Below are 17,240 nucleotides of genomic sequence, written 5' to 3'. Positions count from 1 at the left end.
CATTGGCAACCGAATTGGACGCATCGGATCTTCCCTCGGCAATGCCTGAAACATCCGTTTCAAGGCAATTGCGCAAGCGGAGTAAAACCCCCGCCCGGAACGGCGGCTGCAATCGGACTGACGCTGCCGTCAGCCGCGATCGATCTTACGCCGAGTATCCAGTCGTCGCCGCGCAGTCCTTCAAGCTTCACGCTGGTTTGCGAAGTCTTCGCCACCAACGGCTGCGCTTCCCATTCCGGCGCATCGGTGCGTCGGCGCCATACCGAATAGCCGGCAGCCCCCGCCACTGCCTTCCAGGTCACGTCGGTCCAGGTCTTGACCGCGGCGTCCGCCACCGGCTCCGGTGGCATGGGTGCGCTGGCGAGCGCAGCCAGACCTGCGATGTTGAGGCGCGTGACCTTGGCGAGATAGGGGAAATCCATCTCATCGATGGTATCGCCGAACTTCACGCCGTTTTCGGTGCGCAGGTCCTGATGCTGATGGTCATAATCCTCGATCGCGACCGAGAATCTCACCGCCGGATTTCCCTGCTCCAGGAACGGAATCTGATCGCCGCCGCGCCCCATACGGTCGGCGCGCCAGACCTGCCGAACCGCGAGATCATCCTGAACGCCTCCTGCCAGAGCGGCAATGTAGCGAGAGATATTGCGGCCGGGACTATCGTTTTCACCACCAAAACGGCGGGCATCAGCGCGTGTCTTGTCCGTTGCGTCGGCACGCGGCCCTTCGGAAAACACGCGCACATGCCGATCATCCACGAGGCCGTCGGAACCATGAGTGCCGCCAACGATATCGTTGTTGAAGACGGCCTTGACAGTCCAGCCCTGTTTTCTGGCGTACTCCGCCAGCAGCTTGCCGCCATATAGCCCCTGCTCCTCGCCCGAAAGGGCGGCGTAGACGATCGTGGTCGGAAACTTTCGCCTGGACAGCACGCGGGCGGCCTCGAGAACGAGCGAGGTGCCTGAAGCATCGTCATTGGCACCCGGTGCATCGCTCTTGATGTCCATCACATCGGTCACGCGGCTGTCGATATGAGCCTGGACGATCACCACTTCATTGGGCCGTTCGGTACCGCGCTGTATCGCAACCACGTCCACCATCCTGACTGGCGTCGGAATGCGCGTACCGCTCACAATGGCTTCCGGCATGGTGACTTCGAGGCAACCGCCACAAGCCTTGGAGGTTTTGCGGAACTCGTCGGCGGCCCAGCGCCGGGCCGCGCCGATCCCGCGCTTTGGGTCGGTATCCGATGAAAGCGTGTGGCGGGTGCCGAAGGACACCAGTTTTTCCACATCGGCGCGCATCCGGCCTTCGGAAACTTCGGCCGAATCACCGGCTGAAGCGGGGACGGCGTAAATGATCGAGGCGGAAAGCGCAGTCGCGGCCAGAAGCTTGTTCATGTACGCGCTTGTCACGCCGGATATCCGGGTTGGCAAGAGGTCAGACGCGAACCGGCGGAGGTCCGTAGCGATTGGTCCCTGGGCTGGAAGGCCATACGCCGAACACGATGACAAGCAAAATGGCCGCGTAACCGAGCAGGCTGGCGCCCACCAATTTCGATTGCATCGCGAATGCCGTTTCAAAATTCTCCGGCGAAACGGTGCGCATAGTCGAAACGATCTCGTTCATTTTCGACCAGACAATCGCCTTCGAAGAGAGTGAGAGCAGGAACGTCAGAACCGATATCCAGCCCGGCCTCCCGGAATCGTGCAGGCGGCGGGCGAAAGCGGCCATCAGCAGGAGGCCGGCCAGAACCGAAACGATGGAGGACACCGTCATCGACGTCCTCATGTAACCGGCCATCTGGGCCATCAGGCGGACCTGCATGTCGGCCGCAGTGGCACCTTGTTGAGCGGCGCTGAAAGCGCCTTTCATCATTCCACCCATCATCGGCATGGCCATGACCATGCCGACGAGATACTGGATGACGACGAGGAAGAGGACGTAGAGCCAGAACGTCTGGCGGGCATCACGTCCCCTGAAGTTCAACAGGTTCGACAGGTTGTACTTGATCGATCCCAGCACGCCCTCTTCCCCTTCAGATCAGTAGGACCTTGCGACGTAGATCCGCTCGACCGCCGGCTCTCCGGAGAATACGCAAGGGCCAGTGACCGGCGCAGCGTCCAGCGGGGTGTTGCGGATGGTGAGCTTCAGCGCCTTCAGCTTATGCACCACGGCTTCGAGTTCGGCACCGGTCGGCCGCGACCATTCGACCTCGACCCAGCCCGGATAACGCTTGCCTTCCGAGAAGAAGGAAGCAAGTTCGTCGAAGCTCGCAGCGCGCGAGATGTTCGCATCGAGCTTGCCCTTCGCCTCGGCGAAGAGCGAGGTCTGGATATCCTCGATTTCTGTGGCCGCGCGGGCGATGAAATCTTCCTTCGCCATGGCAGCAAAGTTAGCCTTGGCCGCCTCGTTCCAGAGCTTGTTGCGGCGCAGCATCGAGACCTGCCCGCCGGCAGCATCGCGGCCGCCGATCTCGAGGATGAGCGGAACGCCCTTCTTGACCCAGGCCCAACGCTTCTGGGTCGCCTTGCCCGGACGCTTGTCGAGCAGGACGCGCAGCGGTTCCCCAAGTGCGAATTGCGTGACGAGCGCCTTGCGGAGTTCCTCGCAGTAAGCGAGCAATGCTGCGTCTTCGTCGTTGTCGCGCAGCATCGGCAGGATGACGATCTGGTGCGGCGCGATCATCGGCGGCACGCGAAGACCATCATCGTCGCCGTGCGTCATGATGACACCGCCGACCATGCGCGTGGAAGTGCCCCAGCTCGTCGTATGCGCGTACTGCTGGGTGCCTTCCTTGTCCTGATACTGAATGCCTGCCGCTTCGGCGAAGCCCGTCCCCAGGTAGTGCGAGGTGCCCGCCTGAAGCGCCTTGCCATCCTGCATCATGGCTTCGATCGAGTAAGTCGCGACCGCGCCGGGGAAGCGTTCATTCTCAGGCTTTTCGCCCGCGATCACCGGCATGGCCAGCTCGTTCTCGGCAAAGTCGCGATACATCTCGAGCGCACGCAGCGTCTCGATCATGGCATCGTCACGGTCGGCGTGGGCAGTGTGCCCTTCCTGCCAAAGGAATTCGCTCGTCCGCAGGAACATGCGGGTGCGCATTTCCCAGCGTACGACGTTGGCCCACTGGTTGACCATGAGCGGCAGGTCGCGCCAGGACTGCACCCAACGCGCCATGGCAGCGCCGATCACCGTCTCCGAAGTCGGGCGGACAATCAGCGGTTCTTCCAGCTTCGCTTCGGGATCGGGCACAAGGCCGCCCTTGCCGTCACCGACGAGGCGATGGTGAGTGACAATCGCCATTTCCTTCGCAAAGCCTTCGACGTGCTCGGCTTCCTTGGCGAAGTACGAAAGCGGAATGAACAGCGGGAAGTAGCAGTTCGTGACGCCGGCAGCCTTGATGCGGTCATCCATCAGGCGCTGGATGCGCTCCCAGATACCGTAGCCCCACGGCTTGATCACCATGCATCCGCGAACGCCCGATTCCTCGGCCATTTCGGCCTCGGAAATGACTTCCTGATACCACTGGGCGAAGTCGTCCTCGCGCTTGGTCGAGAGGGCGTGACGAATGGCGGACACGATTGCTTCTTCCTGATCTGCGATGCGACGGACCATCCGTTGCATTCAAGGCAATTCGCGGCGCCTTGTTCGCGCCGCGAAGGACCATGCGCAGACCCTTATTTGCCCAGCGCGTCAAGCCTCTTCTGGATTTCGGCCATCTGATCGCGCAGTGCCGAAAGATCGCCTGCCTCTCCGGCTGGAGGGGCTTTGGGCTCGGGCTTTTCCGCTCCCGGCATGAACGCGGCGGCGGCGGCCTTGAACATCGCCATGTTCTGTTCGGCCAGCTTCGCCAACGGGTTGTTGCCGAGGCTGTCCTCGAAAGCCTTGTGGAGCTTCGTCTGATTGGCCCGGAAGTTGTCCATCGAAGCTTCGAGATAGTGCGGAACCAGCGACTGCATCGAATTGCCGTACATGCTGATAAGTTCGCGAAGGAAATTCACCGGAAGCATCTGCTCTCCGTTGGATTCCTCCTCCATGATGATCTGCGTGAGGATCGTGTGCGTAATGTCGGTACCGCTCTTGGCATCGAGCACTTTGTAATCGACACCTTCACGGGTCATCTTCGCAAGATGATCGAGCGTGATGTAGCTCGAGGAACGTGTATTGTAGAGACGACGGTTTGCGTACTTTTTTATGATTACCGTGTTGTCGTCCTGCGACGCCGTTTCAGCCATTGCCAATCCCCAGTCCAGAATGACAACATGTTACCACCCGGTGTTGTCGCAACGCAACACAAATTGCTGCGCAGCAAAACTCCGGGTTAATCGCGTTAGCGACCGAACCTGCGCCCCAAAAGCGTGAGCAGTTCGTATTGCGACAATCCCGTCTTTGCAGCAGCCTCGGGAAGTGCATAGTCTGCGGAGACCCAATCGCCCTCTCCCAGTTCAGGAGCATGGGTCAGATCGATTACGGTCATGTCCATGCTGACCCTGCCGAGCACTGGCAATACGTGTCCCCCGGCGCGGAACACACCCCTGTCCGACCAGCACCGCAGATAGCCGTCGGCATAACCCAGCGCGACGGTTCCCACGCGCATGGGGGAGGTAACCTCATACGTAGCATTATAGCCGATCGTTTCTCCGGCGGAGACCGAACGCACCTGAAGGATGGCCGCTTCCGGCAGGACCACCTGCCTGAGATCGTCCGCCATCTCCGCCCGTGGCACGCCGCCGTAAAGCGCGATTCCCGGCCGCGTGATGTCCCCGTGGTAAGCGCTGCCAAGTGCAATCCCGGCGCTGTTGGCAAGGCTGGCGCGTTCATGACGCACTTGTCCGAGCGCCTGCCGCCAGCGAAGCCGCTGCCGTTCGTTAAGATCGCTTTCTTCCTCGGCCGATGCGAGATGCGATAGCACGATGTCGACATCCAGCGCTTCGACCGCCTCGTCACCCAGTTCGGAAAGCGAAACGCCGAGACGGTTCATCCCGGTGTCCACCATCAAATGGCAACGCCCACCGCCGCATTCGATCCAGCGCCGGGCCTGCGCAATCGAATTGATCACCGGAACCGTTCCTGTTGCACGGGCAAAGGCGGCATCCCCTGCACTAAGCGGGCCGTGCAGAACGGAAAGACCGGCAGAGCCGATACAGTCGAGCAGATCGGCGGCTTCACCCCAATGAGCTACGAAGAAATCCTGACAACCAGCCTCCCGCAGGACCGGCACGACTTCGCGCGCGCCAAGACCATAACCGTTGGCCTTCACCGCCGCCCCTGCCAGTGCACTTCCCGAAAGACGGTCCAGCGCTTGCCAGTTTGATTTCAGGGCCTCCCCATCAAAGGAGAGGCGGAGGGCGGAAGCAGGAACTTCAGGAAGCATCGTCACCATAATCGCGCGGAGGGCCGCCTCGCAGCCCCCACAGCGAGACGACGAGGGCCATCGCGACAACACCCCACGTATACCAGAGACCCTGATAGGGGTTGCCGCTGCTCGCGACCATGTAGCTGGAAATCAGCGGAAGGAAACCGCCAAAGTAGCCCGTCCCGATGTGATAGGGGATGGACATCGAACTGTACCGGATGCGCGGCGGAAACATTTCCGAAAGCAGGGCCGCTACCGGACCGTAAGTGGCACCGGACAAGGCCATCAGCACGATTAGCACAACTCCGATCGTCACGGCATCTCGCGCGCCTGGTGTGACTTTGGCGAAATCGTAGCCCGCCTCGCGCAGCCATCCCTGCAGGACAGCGCCTCGGCCTTTCCTGTCGCCCCACGGATAGGTTTCGAGCGGAAGCGCCTTGCCGCCGACCTGCAAGACAAGCTCCGGCGCGGCGGACAGGCGATAGGTCACGCCCGCTCCGGCGAGATCTCCAAGCAATTTCCCGCAGTTCGACTTCTGCTCGATATCGAAGGGATTGTAGCTGCAGTCAGGCCCGACAACGAAGACCGGCGCCTCCCGAGCCGCATGCGCAAGCTGGGGATTGGAATGACTCCCGATCAACCAGAAAGCGGGAAACAGCAGGAGCAAGGTCAGGGCATAGCCCCATATGATCGGCTTCCTGCGACCGATACGGTCAGACAGGCTGCCGAATATTACGAAGAAGACCATGCCCAGCGCCGCGGACGCACCAACGATCAGTTCCGCCGGCCTGTCCTCCATGCGCATGGCTCCCTTGAGGAAGCTCAGAGCGGAGAACATCGCGGTATACCAGATCACGGTCAGTCCGGCGGCGATCCCGAAGAGAGCGATGAAAATCCGCTTCCTGTTACCGGGGTAAGTGAGACTTTCGATAAAGGGGTTACCGGAAATTTCGCCCTGCGCCCGCATCGCCTTGAAGACCGGGCTTTCCGATAGCTTGAGGCGCATCCAGAGCGATATCGCCAGTAATGCGAGGCTGAGGATGAATGGCAGGCGCCAGCCCCACGCCTCCCATAGGGCTGGGCTCATGACCGATTTACAGCCAAGCACCACGATCAGGCTCAGCACGAAACCTCCGACGACGCTGGCCTGAATGAAGCCGGTGTAGAACCCGCGCCTGTTCGGCGGCGAATGCTCGGACACGTAGATCGCGGCGCCCCCATATTCCCCGCCGAGTGCGAGCCCCTGCAGCACGCGGAGCACCAGGATAATCGCAGGAGCCGCCCAGCCTATGGCATCGGCGGAGGGAATAAGGCCCACGCCGGCTGTCGCCACGCCCATCAGTGTGACCGTCACGAGAAACGTGTACTTGCGACCCAACTTGTCGCCGAGATATCCGAACAGGATCGCACCAAGCGGCCGGAACCCGAAGCCCACGGCGAAGCCGGCCCAGACCAACAGGGTCTCCAAAGTCGCATTGCCGGAAGGAAAGAAGGTCTTGCCGATAACCGCAGCAAGCGTGCCGTAAATGAAAAAATCGTACCACTCGAAAACCGTGCCCATCGAGGACGCGGCTATTACCAGCCTGATGTCGGACACGCTCGGCTGAACCGGTTTCCCAGGTGCTACCTCTGCCATTTCGATCTTCCCCCGCCGGTCCCGATTTCGAGATCCGTCAACGCGATCTAACCGCGCTTTCAGCCGATGGGAAGAACCTGCGTCGCCGCCTTCCAAGGGAGCATGACCGCACCATGGCGTGCCGGATAATCACGCGCAGCAGCGATCAAAACAAAGCCGGGCCAATCGGGAAGACCTTCCTCACCCGCCAACCACCGTGTAATTTTCGCAGCCGCATCATGCACTTGTGCAGAAGTCCGGCCGATTGCAGCGTCTGAAAAAATTGCAGCGGCAGCCTGTCCGATCGCGCAGGCCTGGCTGCGGACCCCCACGTGCACGATCCTGCCTTCAGCGTCCAGGTCGAGACCCAGCGCGATCGTGCTGCCGCAGCTTTGCGAGCGCGCCTCTGCCTTCAGCGACAGTGCTTCGTCCCAGGGGTGGCCCGCCAATTGAACGGCTAGCCCCAGGACTTCTGGCGTATAGAGCACTGCCGTCGACATCAATTGTCTGCCGCTTCGCTTGCTGCGGCTTCGTGTCGGCGTTCGGCAATCATCTTGACGAGCGCTTCGCTACTCGCGTTGACGAACGGATAGGTTCGCGCCTGCTTTATCCAGTCCGGCCGGCCGCCTGCACCCCAGATCGTGTCATAACCAAGCACCAGCACCGAAAACGCGAGAACCACGATAATCATGCCCTTCACCGCCCCGAAACCGAAACCCAGCACGCGATCGATCGGGCCAAGCACCGACGCGCGGCTCCGCTTGCCTGCCCAGCCTGCGATCAGCTTTACGGCAAAGAACGGAACCAGCAGCAGAAGCGCGAATGCCAGGACGGGTGTCGCCGATCCCGTGCCGGAATAGGGCTCGAGCAGGAGCGACACCGGCTCATGGAAAGCGCGGATGGCAAACACCGCAAAGACCCAGGCGCCCAGCGCCAGTATCTCTTGCACGAAACCACGAAGAAACCCGGTGGCGGCCCCCACGCCGACAAACACCAGAACAGCAATATCGAAACCGGTCATAAGCTACGAACTAGGCATCCCCCAGGATACGGTCAACGAGATTGGGCAGCATCGCAAGTCCGGTGAAGTCGATGTCCTTGGCGGATTCCGCTTTTGCACCGCCTGCCGGACCTATCGCGCGCCCGAATCCAAGCTTGGCCGATTCGCGCTGACGGATAGATGAATGGGAAACCGGCCGGATTTCTCCTGCCAGCGAAACCTCGCCGAACCAGACGGCATTCTTCGGTAGCGGGCGATCGCCCAGTGCCGAAACAAGCGCCGCAGCCACGGCCAGATCGGCGGCCGGATCGGCAAGCCGATAGCCGCCGGCGACGTTCAGATAGACTTCGGCACTGGAAAAGTTGAGCCCGCAGCGCGCTTCCAGAACCGCAAGCAGCATCGCCATGCGTCCCGAATCCCACCCCACTACCGCACGCCGCGGAGTCGCCCCGCTCTGGAGTCGCACGATCAGCGCCTGGATTTCGACCAGCACAGGCCGCGTGCCTTCCATGGCAGCGAAAACCGCGCTCCCGGGCATTTCCTGATCGCGACCGGACAGGAACAACATGGAAGGATTGCCGACTTCGGTCAGACCCGCCCCTTCCATGGCAAAGACCCCGATCTCATCGACCGGGCCGAACCGGTTCTTCAGGCTGCGCAGGATCCTGTACTGATGGCTACGCTCACCCTCGAAGCTCATTACCACGTCGACCATGTGCTCAAGGACGCGCGGACCGGCGATTGAACCATCCTTGGTAACGTGACCGACCAGCACGAGCGTGACGTCGTTTTCCTTGGCGTACCGGATCAATTCGAACGCGCAGCCGCGCACCTGGCTGACTGTGCCGGGAGCGCCCTCTATCGAATCGGAATGCATGGTCTGGATCGAATCGATGACCAGCAGGGCTGGCGCATCCATCATGCCCAGCGTGGTGAGAATGTCCCGTACCGAAGTTGCCGAAGCCAGCAGGATCGGGGATTTCGATAGGCCAAGCCGCTCCGCCCGCAGCCGGACCTGCCCTGCCGCCTCTTCACCACTTACATAGACGACGCTGCCACCCGAGTTTGCGATATGCGCGGAAGCCTGAAGCAACAGCGTCGACTTGCCGATGCCCGGATCGCCGCCCATCAGGATGGCGGAGCCCGGGACAAGACCTCCGCCCAGAGCCCTGTCGAATTCCGCATATCCACTCGCGCGGCGTTTGGGCAGTTCGCCGGGGGCATCGAGCGGCGTGAACTGGATCGGACGGCCGCCCGAAGACAGATCATGCTTGGACGAAAACACCGTTTGCGGCGCATCCTCGACCAATGTGTTCCACTCGCCGCAATCGGCGCATTGGCCTTGCCAGCGGCTGGAAACTCCCCCGCAGGACTGGCAGACATATCGACGTTTGGGCTTTGCCATGAGGTTCCGGGTATCTGGAACGGAATGAGAACGCAATTGCCTTTCTTCCAATATGCCGCCAACATGGAGCCATGCGGCAAAAGGAACTGCGGATCGCGCTGGTCTGCTACGGTGGTATCAGTCTGGCCGTCTACATGCACGGCGTTACCAAGGAGTTGTGGAAGACCCTTCAGGCAAGCCGCGCGTTCTGGGCGGGCGAAGAAGCTCCCGAAGGAACCGCCCGCGTCTACCGACGATTGCTGCAGCGGCTGGAAGAAGGAAGCAACCTGCGACTACGGGTGCTGACGGATATCGTCGCCGGCGCGAGCGCGGGCGGGATCAACAGCGTGTTCCTTTCCCAGGCGATCCATTCAGGCCAGTCGCTCGAGCCGCTGACCGAACTCTGGCTGGAAAATGCCGATATCGATGTGCTGCTCGATCCCGAAGCGCGCGCACGGTCGCAGGCGACCAAGTTCTGGGCCAGACCGATCGTATCCTACCTGTTGCACCGCCCCGGCAACGCGGTGAGCACCAGCGTAGCGCCGGAAACACGGGAAGAAGTACGCGAGAAACTCTCGCGCCTGATCCGATCACGCTGGTTCGAGCCCCCCTTCAGCGGTATCGGCCTGTCACGATTGCTGGCGGGCGCTTTTTCGGCGATGGAACGCGCAAACGCGGGACCTGCGCTCCTTCCACACGGACACCCGATCAATCTGTTCGTCACCGCCACCGACTTCAAGGGCCACCTCGAAACCCTGAGGCTCCATTCCCCCGAGCTGGTGCTCGAAAGCGAACACCGACTGACTATCGGGTTCGAGGCTTTGTCGGGCTCGGCAAATCTCGCCCCCATGCCGGAGCTCCTGCTAGCCTCGCGTTCGACCGCTAGCTTTCCCGGCGCGTTCCCGCCTCTGCAGATCGAGGAAATCGACAATCTCGTGTCCGAACTGAGCCTTGAGTGGCCGGATCGCGAGGCGTTCTTCCGTCGCATCATGCCAGAGCACAGCCTGCGCGGAGATCTCGACAAGGTCGCACTGATCGACGGCTCCGTACTCAACAATGCACCGTTCGCCGATGCCATGGCCGTGCTGCGCGATCGTCCGGCAACGCGAGAAGTGGACCGACGCTTCGTCTACATAGATCCCACGCCCGATCGTATCGGCGCCTCGATACGCCGACAAAAGACGGCGCCCGGTTTTTTCTCGACGATCTTCGGCTCGCTTTCCTCGATTCCGCGCGAACAGCCTATCCGCGACAACCTCGAAGCGCTCGAGCGCCAGTCGCAGGAGATGGCGACGATGCGCACCATCATCCTCGCCCTGCGGCCCGAAATCGAGGAAACGGTAGATCGCCTGTTCGGCAATACCTTCTTCCTAGACCGGCCCACCCCGAAGCGGCTCGCGGCGTGGCGCAACAAGGCACAGCTCGCCGCCCTCGAACAGGCCGGTTTCGCCTATCACGGCTACGTTCAGGTCAAGTTCTCGGGCATTGTCGCGACATTGGCGCGACTGGTTCACGAGGCGGCGCCCGACCTTGGCCTGTCGTCCAGCCAACCTGTCGTCCAGCGTCTGCACGATCATTTCACGCTCAGCGGGCTGGATCGGATCGAAGGCCTCAAGGGAGACGGTTCTCCGGGAATGATCGGGTTCTTCCGCAGTCACGATCTCGCCTTCAGGGTGCGCCGCCTGCGGCTTCTGGCACGCCGCGTCACGCAGGAATGGCAGCAGGAAGCCAGCGTAACCGAGGCCGAGCGGGACAAGGCGCGCGAAGCGATTTACGCCGCGCTTGCGCTCTATCTCGACCGAGAGCCCGCCGCTGCACTGGGAGAAGATTTTCCAGCACTGGCCGCCGGTGTCTTTGCGGACCCTGCAGCCGTGGTCGATCACGTCTGGAAAGCTCGAAACCTGGTCGAGATCGATGCACGGGTAGATGTCATGCTGGCCGAGGCACTGGCCGACATGCCCCAAGCTCTGCGCCGGCGCGTGCTGCTCGCCTATCTGGGATTCCCGTTCTACGATACTGTAACCCTGCCGCTGCTGCGCGGCGAAGGGCTGACCGAGTTCGACCCGGTTCGCGTCGACCGCATCTCGCCCGAGGATTGCCACATGATCCGCAAGGGGCCGGTGCTGCGCGGAACCGAATTCTACAACTTCGGCGCCTTTTTCAGCCGCGCCTACCGCGAGAACGACTACTTGTGGGGAAGGCTCCACGGTGCGGAGCGTATGGTCGACCTGATCGCCTCCTCACTTGAAGGCGAACATGCACTCTCACAGGGCGAAATGGCCGCATTCAAGCGGGACGCCTTCCTTGCAGTGCTTGATGAGGAAAAGAACAGGTTGACCGCCGATCCGGCGCTGCTTCGCGACCTTCGCGAAGATGTTTTGCGGGGCGGCTAGAGGAACCACATCGTCGTCCCGGAAGAGGTCCGGGACGACGATATGAACCTCATTCGGTCAGATCGTTCCAGGCTTCCTTGATCCGGTCGAAGAAGCCCTTGGACTGCGGGCATTCATCGCCGGTTTCGGTTGCCTGAAGCTCGCGCAGCAATTCCTTCTGGCGAGCGGAGAGCTTGGTCGGTGTTTCCACGCTGATCTCGACGACGAGATCGCCGCGGCCGCGCCCCTGAAGCACCGGCATGCCTGCACCGCGCTTGCGCAGTTGCTTGCCTGACTGGATGCCCGCGGGAATATCGATCGTGATCGGATCACCGTCGATGTTCGGAATCTCGATCGACCCACCAAGTGCTGCCGTAGTGAAGGTGATCGGTACGCGTGTGAGCAGTGTCGTTCCGTCTCGCTCGAACACCCGGTGACGCTTGACGTGCAGGAAGATGTAGAGATCTCCGGGAGGCGCGCCGAAAGGCCCGGCCTCGCCTTTGCCGGACAAGCGAATGCGCGTGCCCGAATCGACTCCTGGCGGGATGTCGACCTGCAAGGTCTGCGGCTTGTCCACGCGCCCTTCACCGCCGCAGGAGCGGCATGGCTTCTCGATCACTTCGCCCCGGCCGTGACAGGTCGGGCAAGTGCGCTCCACCACGAAGAAGCCCTGCTGGGCACGAACCTTGCCGTGGCCCGCGCACATGTTGCACGCGCGCTTGCCTGTGCCCGGTTCGGCGCCAGAACCGCCGCAAGGCTCACAGCTCTGCGACACTTCGATGGTGATTTCGGTCTGCTTGCCATGGAACGCCTCGTCGAGGCTGACTTCCATGTCATAGCGCAGATCGGCGCCGCGACGCGCCTGCTGCCGACCGCCGCCACCGAAGGCACTGCCGAAGATGGATTCGAAGATGTCTCCGATGTCGCCGAACTCGGCGCCACCGGCATGACCGCCACCGCCCATTCCCTGCTGGAACGCCGCATGACCATAACGGTCGTAGGCAGCCCGCTTCTGGGGGTCCTTGAGGCAATCGTATGCCTCGCTGATCTGCTTGAAGCGCGCTTCGGAATCGTCGCACCCCGGATTCTTGTCGGGATGATAGCGCATCGCGAGCCGGCGATATGACGACTTGATAGTCTTGTCGTCGGCGCTGCGCTCTACTTCAAGCAGTTCGTAATAGTCGATTTCGGTAGCTGACACGTCTCGTTATTCCCCGCGTGCGACCTGGCCGCCACCGTTACGTCCGGTAACGATGGCGGCCACGCTTGTCATGAGGACCGATCAGCCCTTGTTTTCGTCGACTTCCGAGAATTCGGCGTCGACGACATCGTCGTCACCACCGGCCGGAGCGGCTTCCGGAGAAGCGGCAGAGGCCTGCTCCTTCTCGTAGATGGCCTGACCCATCTTCATCGCGACTTCGGTCAGAGCCTGCGACTTGGCAGTGATCTCGGCGGGCTCACCGCCTTCGATCGCGGCCTTGGTCGCGGCGATGGCCGCTTCGACTTCCGCCTTCAGGCCGGCGTCGATCTTGTCGCCATGTTCGACGATCTGCTGCTCGGTCGCATGGACGAGGCTGTCGGCGTTGTTCTTGGCCTCGGCAGCCTCGCGACGCTTCTTGTCCTCCTCGGCAAACTTCTCGGCATCCTTGACCATCTGGTCGATGTCGTTGTCCGACAGACCGCCCGATGCCTGGATGCGGATCTGCTGCTCCTTGCCAGTGCCCTTGTCCTTGGCCGAAACGTTGACGATGCCGTTCGCGTCGATGTCGAAAGTGACTTCGATCTGCGGCACGCCCCGGCGCGCGGCCGGAATGCCCACCAGGTCGAACTGGCCGAGCATCTTGTTGTCCTGCGCCATCTCGCGCTCGCCCTGGAACACGCGGATGGTCACCGCCTGCTGGTTGTCCTCGGCGGTAGAGTAGACCTGGCTCTTCTTGGTCGGGATCGTCGTGTTACGGTCGATCATCTTGGTCATGATGCCGCCCAGCGTCTCGATACCCAGCGACAGCGGGGTCACGTCCAGCAGCAGCACGTCCTTGACGTCGCCCTGAAGCACGCCGGCCTGGATCGCGGCGCCCATGGCGACGACTTCGTCAGGGTTCACGCCGGTGTGCGGATCCTTGCCGAAGAAGTCCTTCACGACTTCACGGACCTTGGGCATGCGGGTCATACCGCCAACCAGCACGACATCGTCGATGTCCTTGGCCGAGACGCCGGCGTCAGCCAGAGCCTTCTTGCAGGGCTCGAGCGTGCGCTGAATGAGGTCCGCAACCATCTTTTCAAGGTCGGCGCGGGTGATCGTCTCCACGAGATGCAGCGGGGTCGTGGCGCCGCCTTCCATGCGTGCGGTGATGAAGGGCAGGTTGACCTCGGTCGTCGCGGTGGACGACAGTTCGATCTTCGCCTTCTCGGCCGCTTCCTTCAGGCGCTGCAGGGCGAGCTTGTCGCTGCGCAGGTCCATGCCTTCCTTGGCCTTGAACTTGTCGGCCAGCCATTCAACCAGCTTGGTGTCGAAGTCTTCACCGCCCAGGAACGTGTCGCCGTTGGTCGACTTCACTTCGAACACGCCGTCGCCGATTTCGAGGATCGAAACGTCGAAGGTACCTCCGCCAAGGTCATAAACGGCGATCGTCTTGCCGTCCTGCTTGTCGAGGCCGTAGGCCAGTGCAGCCGCGGTCGGTTCGTTGATGATGCGCAGCACTTCCAGACCGGCGATCTGGCCGGCGTCCTTGGTCGCCTGGCGCTGTGCGTCGTTGAAGTAGGCGGGCACGGTGATGACGGCCTGCGTCACGGTCTCGCCGAGGTACGATTCGGCGGTTTCCTTCATCTTCTGCAGAGTGAAGGCCGAGATCTGCGACGGGCTGTAGTCTTCGCCGCCGGCCTGGACCCAGGCGTCACCGTTCTTGCCCTTGACGATGTGGTACGGAACCAGCTCGGTGTCCTTCTTGGTCACCGGATCGTCGAAGCGGCGGCCGATGAGGCGCTTTACCGCAAAAATCGTGTTGTCGCCGTTGGTCACGGCCTGGCGCTTTGCCGGCTGCCCGATCAGGCGCTCACCATCCTTGGTGAAAGCGACGATCGAGGGCGTCGTGCGGGCGCCTTCTGAATTTTCGATTACCTTGGGCTTGCCGCCGTCCATGACGGCGACGCAGCTGTTGGTGGTGCCAAGGTCGATACCAATTACTTTTGCCATTATCCCCATTCCTCACGTCAGTGGATGACACCATGCGGATCGCCTCCCTCCATAAGGCAAGGCGGCTTGCACGGCTCGATGACGTTCAAGTCGTCGCACCGGCATATAGGTGTGGTTTCGCTTGGAACAAGTCTGTCTCGATGGCATTACGCCGGGGAAATTTTCAGTGCCCCGTCATGAGCCTGCCCGAGAGGATCAACCTGCCGTGAAGCCGCTTCGTTTGCTGACCCTTGCCAGTGCCCCCGCCCTGCTTTTCGTGCTCGCCGCCTGCCAGCAGGGCGAAGCCCCAACGTCGCAGGAAACCGCCACACAGTCGGCTGAAGGCGCTGTCGGCCCAACGGCAAAGCCGGGCATCAGCGCAAGCGACGGGCACCTGGTCCTTCCCGTGGTAAGCGGCCGCCCGGGCGCGGTCTACTTCTCTGTGCGCAACGATGGTCCGGCCGCCGTGAAGCTTATCGGCGTACACGTCACGGGGGCAGGCAGCGCCCAGATGCACAAGACCGACGGCGGCAGCATGGCGGCTGTCGATTCGCTTGAAATCGCACCCGGTGCACAGGTCGAATTTGCACCCGGCGGCCTTCACGTCATGGCGTTCGACATCGGCGAAAGCGTGAAATCCAGCGGAACCGCTGAACTCACCCTCACCTTCTCCGATGGAGACAAGCTGTCGATGCCCTTGCGGGTGGAAACGATGGGCGGGGACATGCCCGGAGGCGGAGACATGCCGGGGATGAACCACTGATCGCGGGCCTTCCACTCGCGCTCCCGGACAGCCCCTGCCCACCCGGAGGAGAGCGCAAGCTGACCGCCGGCGAAACGGCGCTAGTGCGCTCGATATTCGGAGAAGCGGTGGACTGCAGGCCCGTGCGCATCCGGCGCAGGCGGTGGTTTCCTTTCCAGCCCGCCAATGTGGCGATGGCGCCTTGCGGCCATATCCATTTCGCCGGCGCCTCGGACCTCTATCGCGATGATTTTTCAGACGCGCCGATTGGGATGCAGGGCCTCTTCATTCACGAAATCACGCATGTCTGGCAGGCGCAACAACGAGGTCGATGGTATCTTCCACTGATGCGCCACCCCTTCTGCCGCTACGATTATGCGCTGCGACCGGGCTGGACGCTCGCCAGGTACGGGATCGAACAGCAGGCGGAAATCGTGCGCCATGTCTTCATGCTCGAACGAGGCTGGCAAATTCCGGGCGCGCCGCCACTGGCCAGCTATCGCGGAATTCTTCCGTTTTCTGCCTGAGCCCGAAACCAAAAGTGTGCCAACGAAAAGAGCGCGCGGAACGTTCCGCGCGCTCTTTTCGTTGGATGACCCGAAGTTTTCAGCAATCGCGGTCCCAATAACGGTTCCCGCGGCGGTCGTAGCGGTAGCAACCGTCGTGCTTCTTTGCTGTCGAGCCCGCAACAGCGCCTGCCGCTGCACCGATGGCCGCGCCGGTGCCAACGTCGCCGCCGGTAATGGCACCGACACCCGCGCCGAGAGCGCCACCGGCAAGGGCGCCTTCGCCCGCGTAGTTGCTGGCGCAACCGGCGATGCTGAATGCCCCGGCGGCGAGGATGGGAAGTATGAGCTTGCGCATGGAATCTCTCCGCTGAAAGTCAGGTTTGTCTACCTGCTCAACGGCTCCGGCGCGGACGGGTTCCATGTCGCCCCGTCAAACATCGACGCCCCGCCCCCGTTCGTCCCTGCGGGACTTGACGGCAGGCGGGGCGCGAAAGGATCAGTCAGGCTTCTTTGCGACGGCGACCATGGCCGGGCGCAGGAGGCGATCCTTGATCATGTAGCCCGCCTGGAGCTCCTGCACGACAGTGCCGGGTTCCGCGTCGGCCGAGGGAATCTCGATCATCGCCTGATGCTGGTTGGGGTCTAGCGGCAGGCCCATCGCCGCGATGCGGCTGATGCCGTGGTTCGTGAACGCCTTTTCGATCTCACGGCCAGTGGCCTCGATACCGGCGACCAGGCTCTTCAGCTTCTCGTCCTCGCGCAGTTCGGCGGGGATCGCCGAGAGCGCCCGCGTCAGATTGTCCGCAACCGAAAGGATATCGCGGGCAAAACCGGTCGCCGCATAGGCGCGCGTGTCCGCAATGTCCTTTTCGAGACGGCGACGCACGTTCTGTGTCTCGGCGCGCGCATAGAGCGCGTCCTGCTTGGCGACTTCGATTTCCTCGCGAAGCTTCGCGATTTCACCGCTGTCCTTACCACTGTCGATCATGTCTTCGGGCACGCCCTTCAGTTCTTCCGCGATCGCGGGATCTACAGTTTGACCCTCTGGCGGCTGGGTCTTGTCGTCAGTCATTATTCTGTTGTTCCA

General features: G+C 62.0%; 16 protein-coding genes. 3 read left to right on the top strand and 13 right to left on the bottom strand.

Going from position 1 to position 17,240, the window contains the following annotated elements; all coding sequences use genetic code 11:
• Window positions 1–59 precede the first annotated feature (59 nt).
• The 9 genes from U9J33_RS10710 to radA form a co-directional block, all read right to left on the bottom strand.
• Window positions 60–1,400: a M20/M25/M40 family metallo-hydrolase gene (locus U9J33_RS10710; protein WP_324695108.1), complete on the bottom strand. Its 1,341-nt coding sequence runs from the start codon at window positions 1,398–1,400 to the stop codon at window positions 60–62.
• Between the two features lie 40 nt (window positions 1,401–1,440).
• Window positions 1,441–2,025 (bottom strand): DUF805 domain-containing protein, encoded by a 585-nt coding sequence (locus U9J33_RS10705; RefSeq protein WP_132468796.1) that lies wholly within the window; start codon window positions 2,023–2,025, stop codon window positions 1,441–1,443.
• Window positions 2,026–2,043: 18 nt separating this feature from the next.
• Window positions 2,044–3,627, bottom strand: a complete 1,584-nt coding sequence (proS, locus tag U9J33_RS10700; RefSeq protein ID WP_420719838.1) for a proline--tRNA ligase — start codon at window positions 3,625–3,627, stop codon at window positions 2,044–2,046.
• A gap of 53 nt (window positions 3,628–3,680) precedes the next feature.
• Window positions 3,681–4,238: a polyhydroxyalkanoate synthesis repressor PhaR gene (phaR, locus tag U9J33_RS10695; RefSeq protein ID WP_054438930.1), complete on the bottom strand. Its 558-nt coding sequence runs from the start codon at window positions 4,236–4,238 to the stop codon at window positions 3,681–3,683.
• A gap of 95 nt (window positions 4,239–4,333) precedes the next feature.
• Complete coding sequence (gene alr, locus U9J33_RS10690) at window positions 4,334–5,377, bottom strand: alanine racemase (RefSeq protein ID WP_324699043.1); 1,044 nt, start codon at window positions 5,375–5,377, stop codon at window positions 4,334–4,336.
• Complete coding sequence (locus U9J33_RS10685) at window positions 5,367–6,995, bottom strand: MFS transporter (protein ID WP_324695102.1); 1,629 nt, start codon at window positions 6,993–6,995, stop codon at window positions 5,367–5,369. Before U9J33_RS10685 ends, alr begins: the two co-directional genes overlap by 11 nt.
• Window positions 6,996–7,054: 59 nt before the next feature.
• Window positions 7,055–7,474, bottom strand: coding sequence for an iron-sulfur cluster assembly scaffold protein (locus tag U9J33_RS10680; RefSeq protein WP_324695100.1), 420 nt, complete (start codon window positions 7,472–7,474; stop codon window positions 7,055–7,057).
• On the bottom strand, window positions 7,474–7,995 hold the full coding sequence (locus U9J33_RS10675) for a CvpA family protein (protein ID WP_185997416.1): 522 nt from the start codon (window positions 7,993–7,995) through the stop codon (window positions 7,474–7,476). The genes U9J33_RS10680 and U9J33_RS10675 overlap by 1 nt, the downstream gene beginning before the upstream one ends.
• 10 nt (window positions 7,996–8,005) lie before the next feature.
• Window positions 8,006–9,379: a DNA repair protein RadA gene (radA, locus tag U9J33_RS10670; protein WP_185997417.1), complete on the bottom strand. Its 1,374-nt coding sequence runs from the start codon at window positions 9,377–9,379 to the stop codon at window positions 8,006–8,008.
• A 71-nt stretch (window positions 9,380–9,450) separates the two neighbouring features.
• On the opposite strand from radA, the gene U9J33_RS10665 reads away from it, so the two are divergent.
• Window positions 9,451–11,751: a patatin-like protein gene (locus U9J33_RS10665; RefSeq protein ID WP_324695097.1), complete on the top strand. Its 2,301-nt coding sequence runs from the start codon at window positions 9,451–9,453 to the stop codon at window positions 11,749–11,751.
• A 49-nt stretch (window positions 11,752–11,800) separates the two neighbouring features.
• Here the strand turns inward: U9J33_RS10665 and dnaJ are convergent, their stop codons facing one another.
• Both dnaJ and dnaK read right to left on the bottom strand, forming a co-directional pair.
• On the bottom strand, window positions 11,801–12,931 hold the full coding sequence (gene dnaJ, locus U9J33_RS10660) for a molecular chaperone DnaJ (RefSeq protein WP_324695095.1): 1,131 nt from the start codon (window positions 12,929–12,931) through the stop codon (window positions 11,801–11,803).
• 81 nt (window positions 12,932–13,012) lie between these two features.
• Complete coding sequence (dnaK, locus tag U9J33_RS10655) at window positions 13,013–14,923, bottom strand: molecular chaperone DnaK (protein WP_324695093.1); 1,911 nt, start codon at window positions 14,921–14,923, stop codon at window positions 13,013–13,015.
• A gap of 205 nt (window positions 14,924–15,128) precedes the next feature.
• On the opposite strand from dnaK, the gene U9J33_RS10650 reads away from it, so the two are divergent.
• Window positions 15,129–15,665, top strand: coding sequence for a copper chaperone PCu(A)C (locus U9J33_RS10650; RefSeq protein WP_324695091.1), 537 nt, complete (start codon window positions 15,129–15,131; stop codon window positions 15,663–15,665).
• Window positions 15,665–16,171, top strand: coding sequence for a vgr related protein (locus U9J33_RS10645; protein WP_324699042.1), 507 nt, complete (start codon window positions 15,665–15,667; stop codon window positions 16,169–16,171). Before U9J33_RS10650 ends, U9J33_RS10645 begins: the two co-directional genes overlap by 1 nt.
• A 79-nt stretch (window positions 16,172–16,250) precedes the next feature.
• On the opposite strand, the gene U9J33_RS10640 is transcribed toward U9J33_RS10645, so the two are convergent.
• Window positions 16,251–16,508, bottom strand: coding sequence for a glycine zipper domain-containing protein (locus tag U9J33_RS10640; RefSeq protein WP_054438912.1), 258 nt, complete (start codon window positions 16,506–16,508; stop codon window positions 16,251–16,253).
• A gap of 141 nt (window positions 16,509–16,649) precedes the next feature.
• A complete protein-coding gene (gene grpE, locus U9J33_RS10635; protein WP_324695088.1) occupies window positions 16,650–17,225 on the bottom strand; it encodes a nucleotide exchange factor GrpE in 576 nt (191 codons plus the stop codon).
• Between the last annotated feature and the right edge of the window lie 15 nt (window positions 17,226–17,240).

It is taken from the genome of Novosphingobium sp. RL4 (genome assembly GCF_035658495.1).
Classification (GTDB): Bacteria; Pseudomonadota; Alphaproteobacteria; order Sphingomonadales; family Sphingomonadaceae; genus Novosphingobium.
Note: the sequence above shows the minus strand (reverse complement) of the source record. Positions and strands in the feature narration are given on the sequence as shown.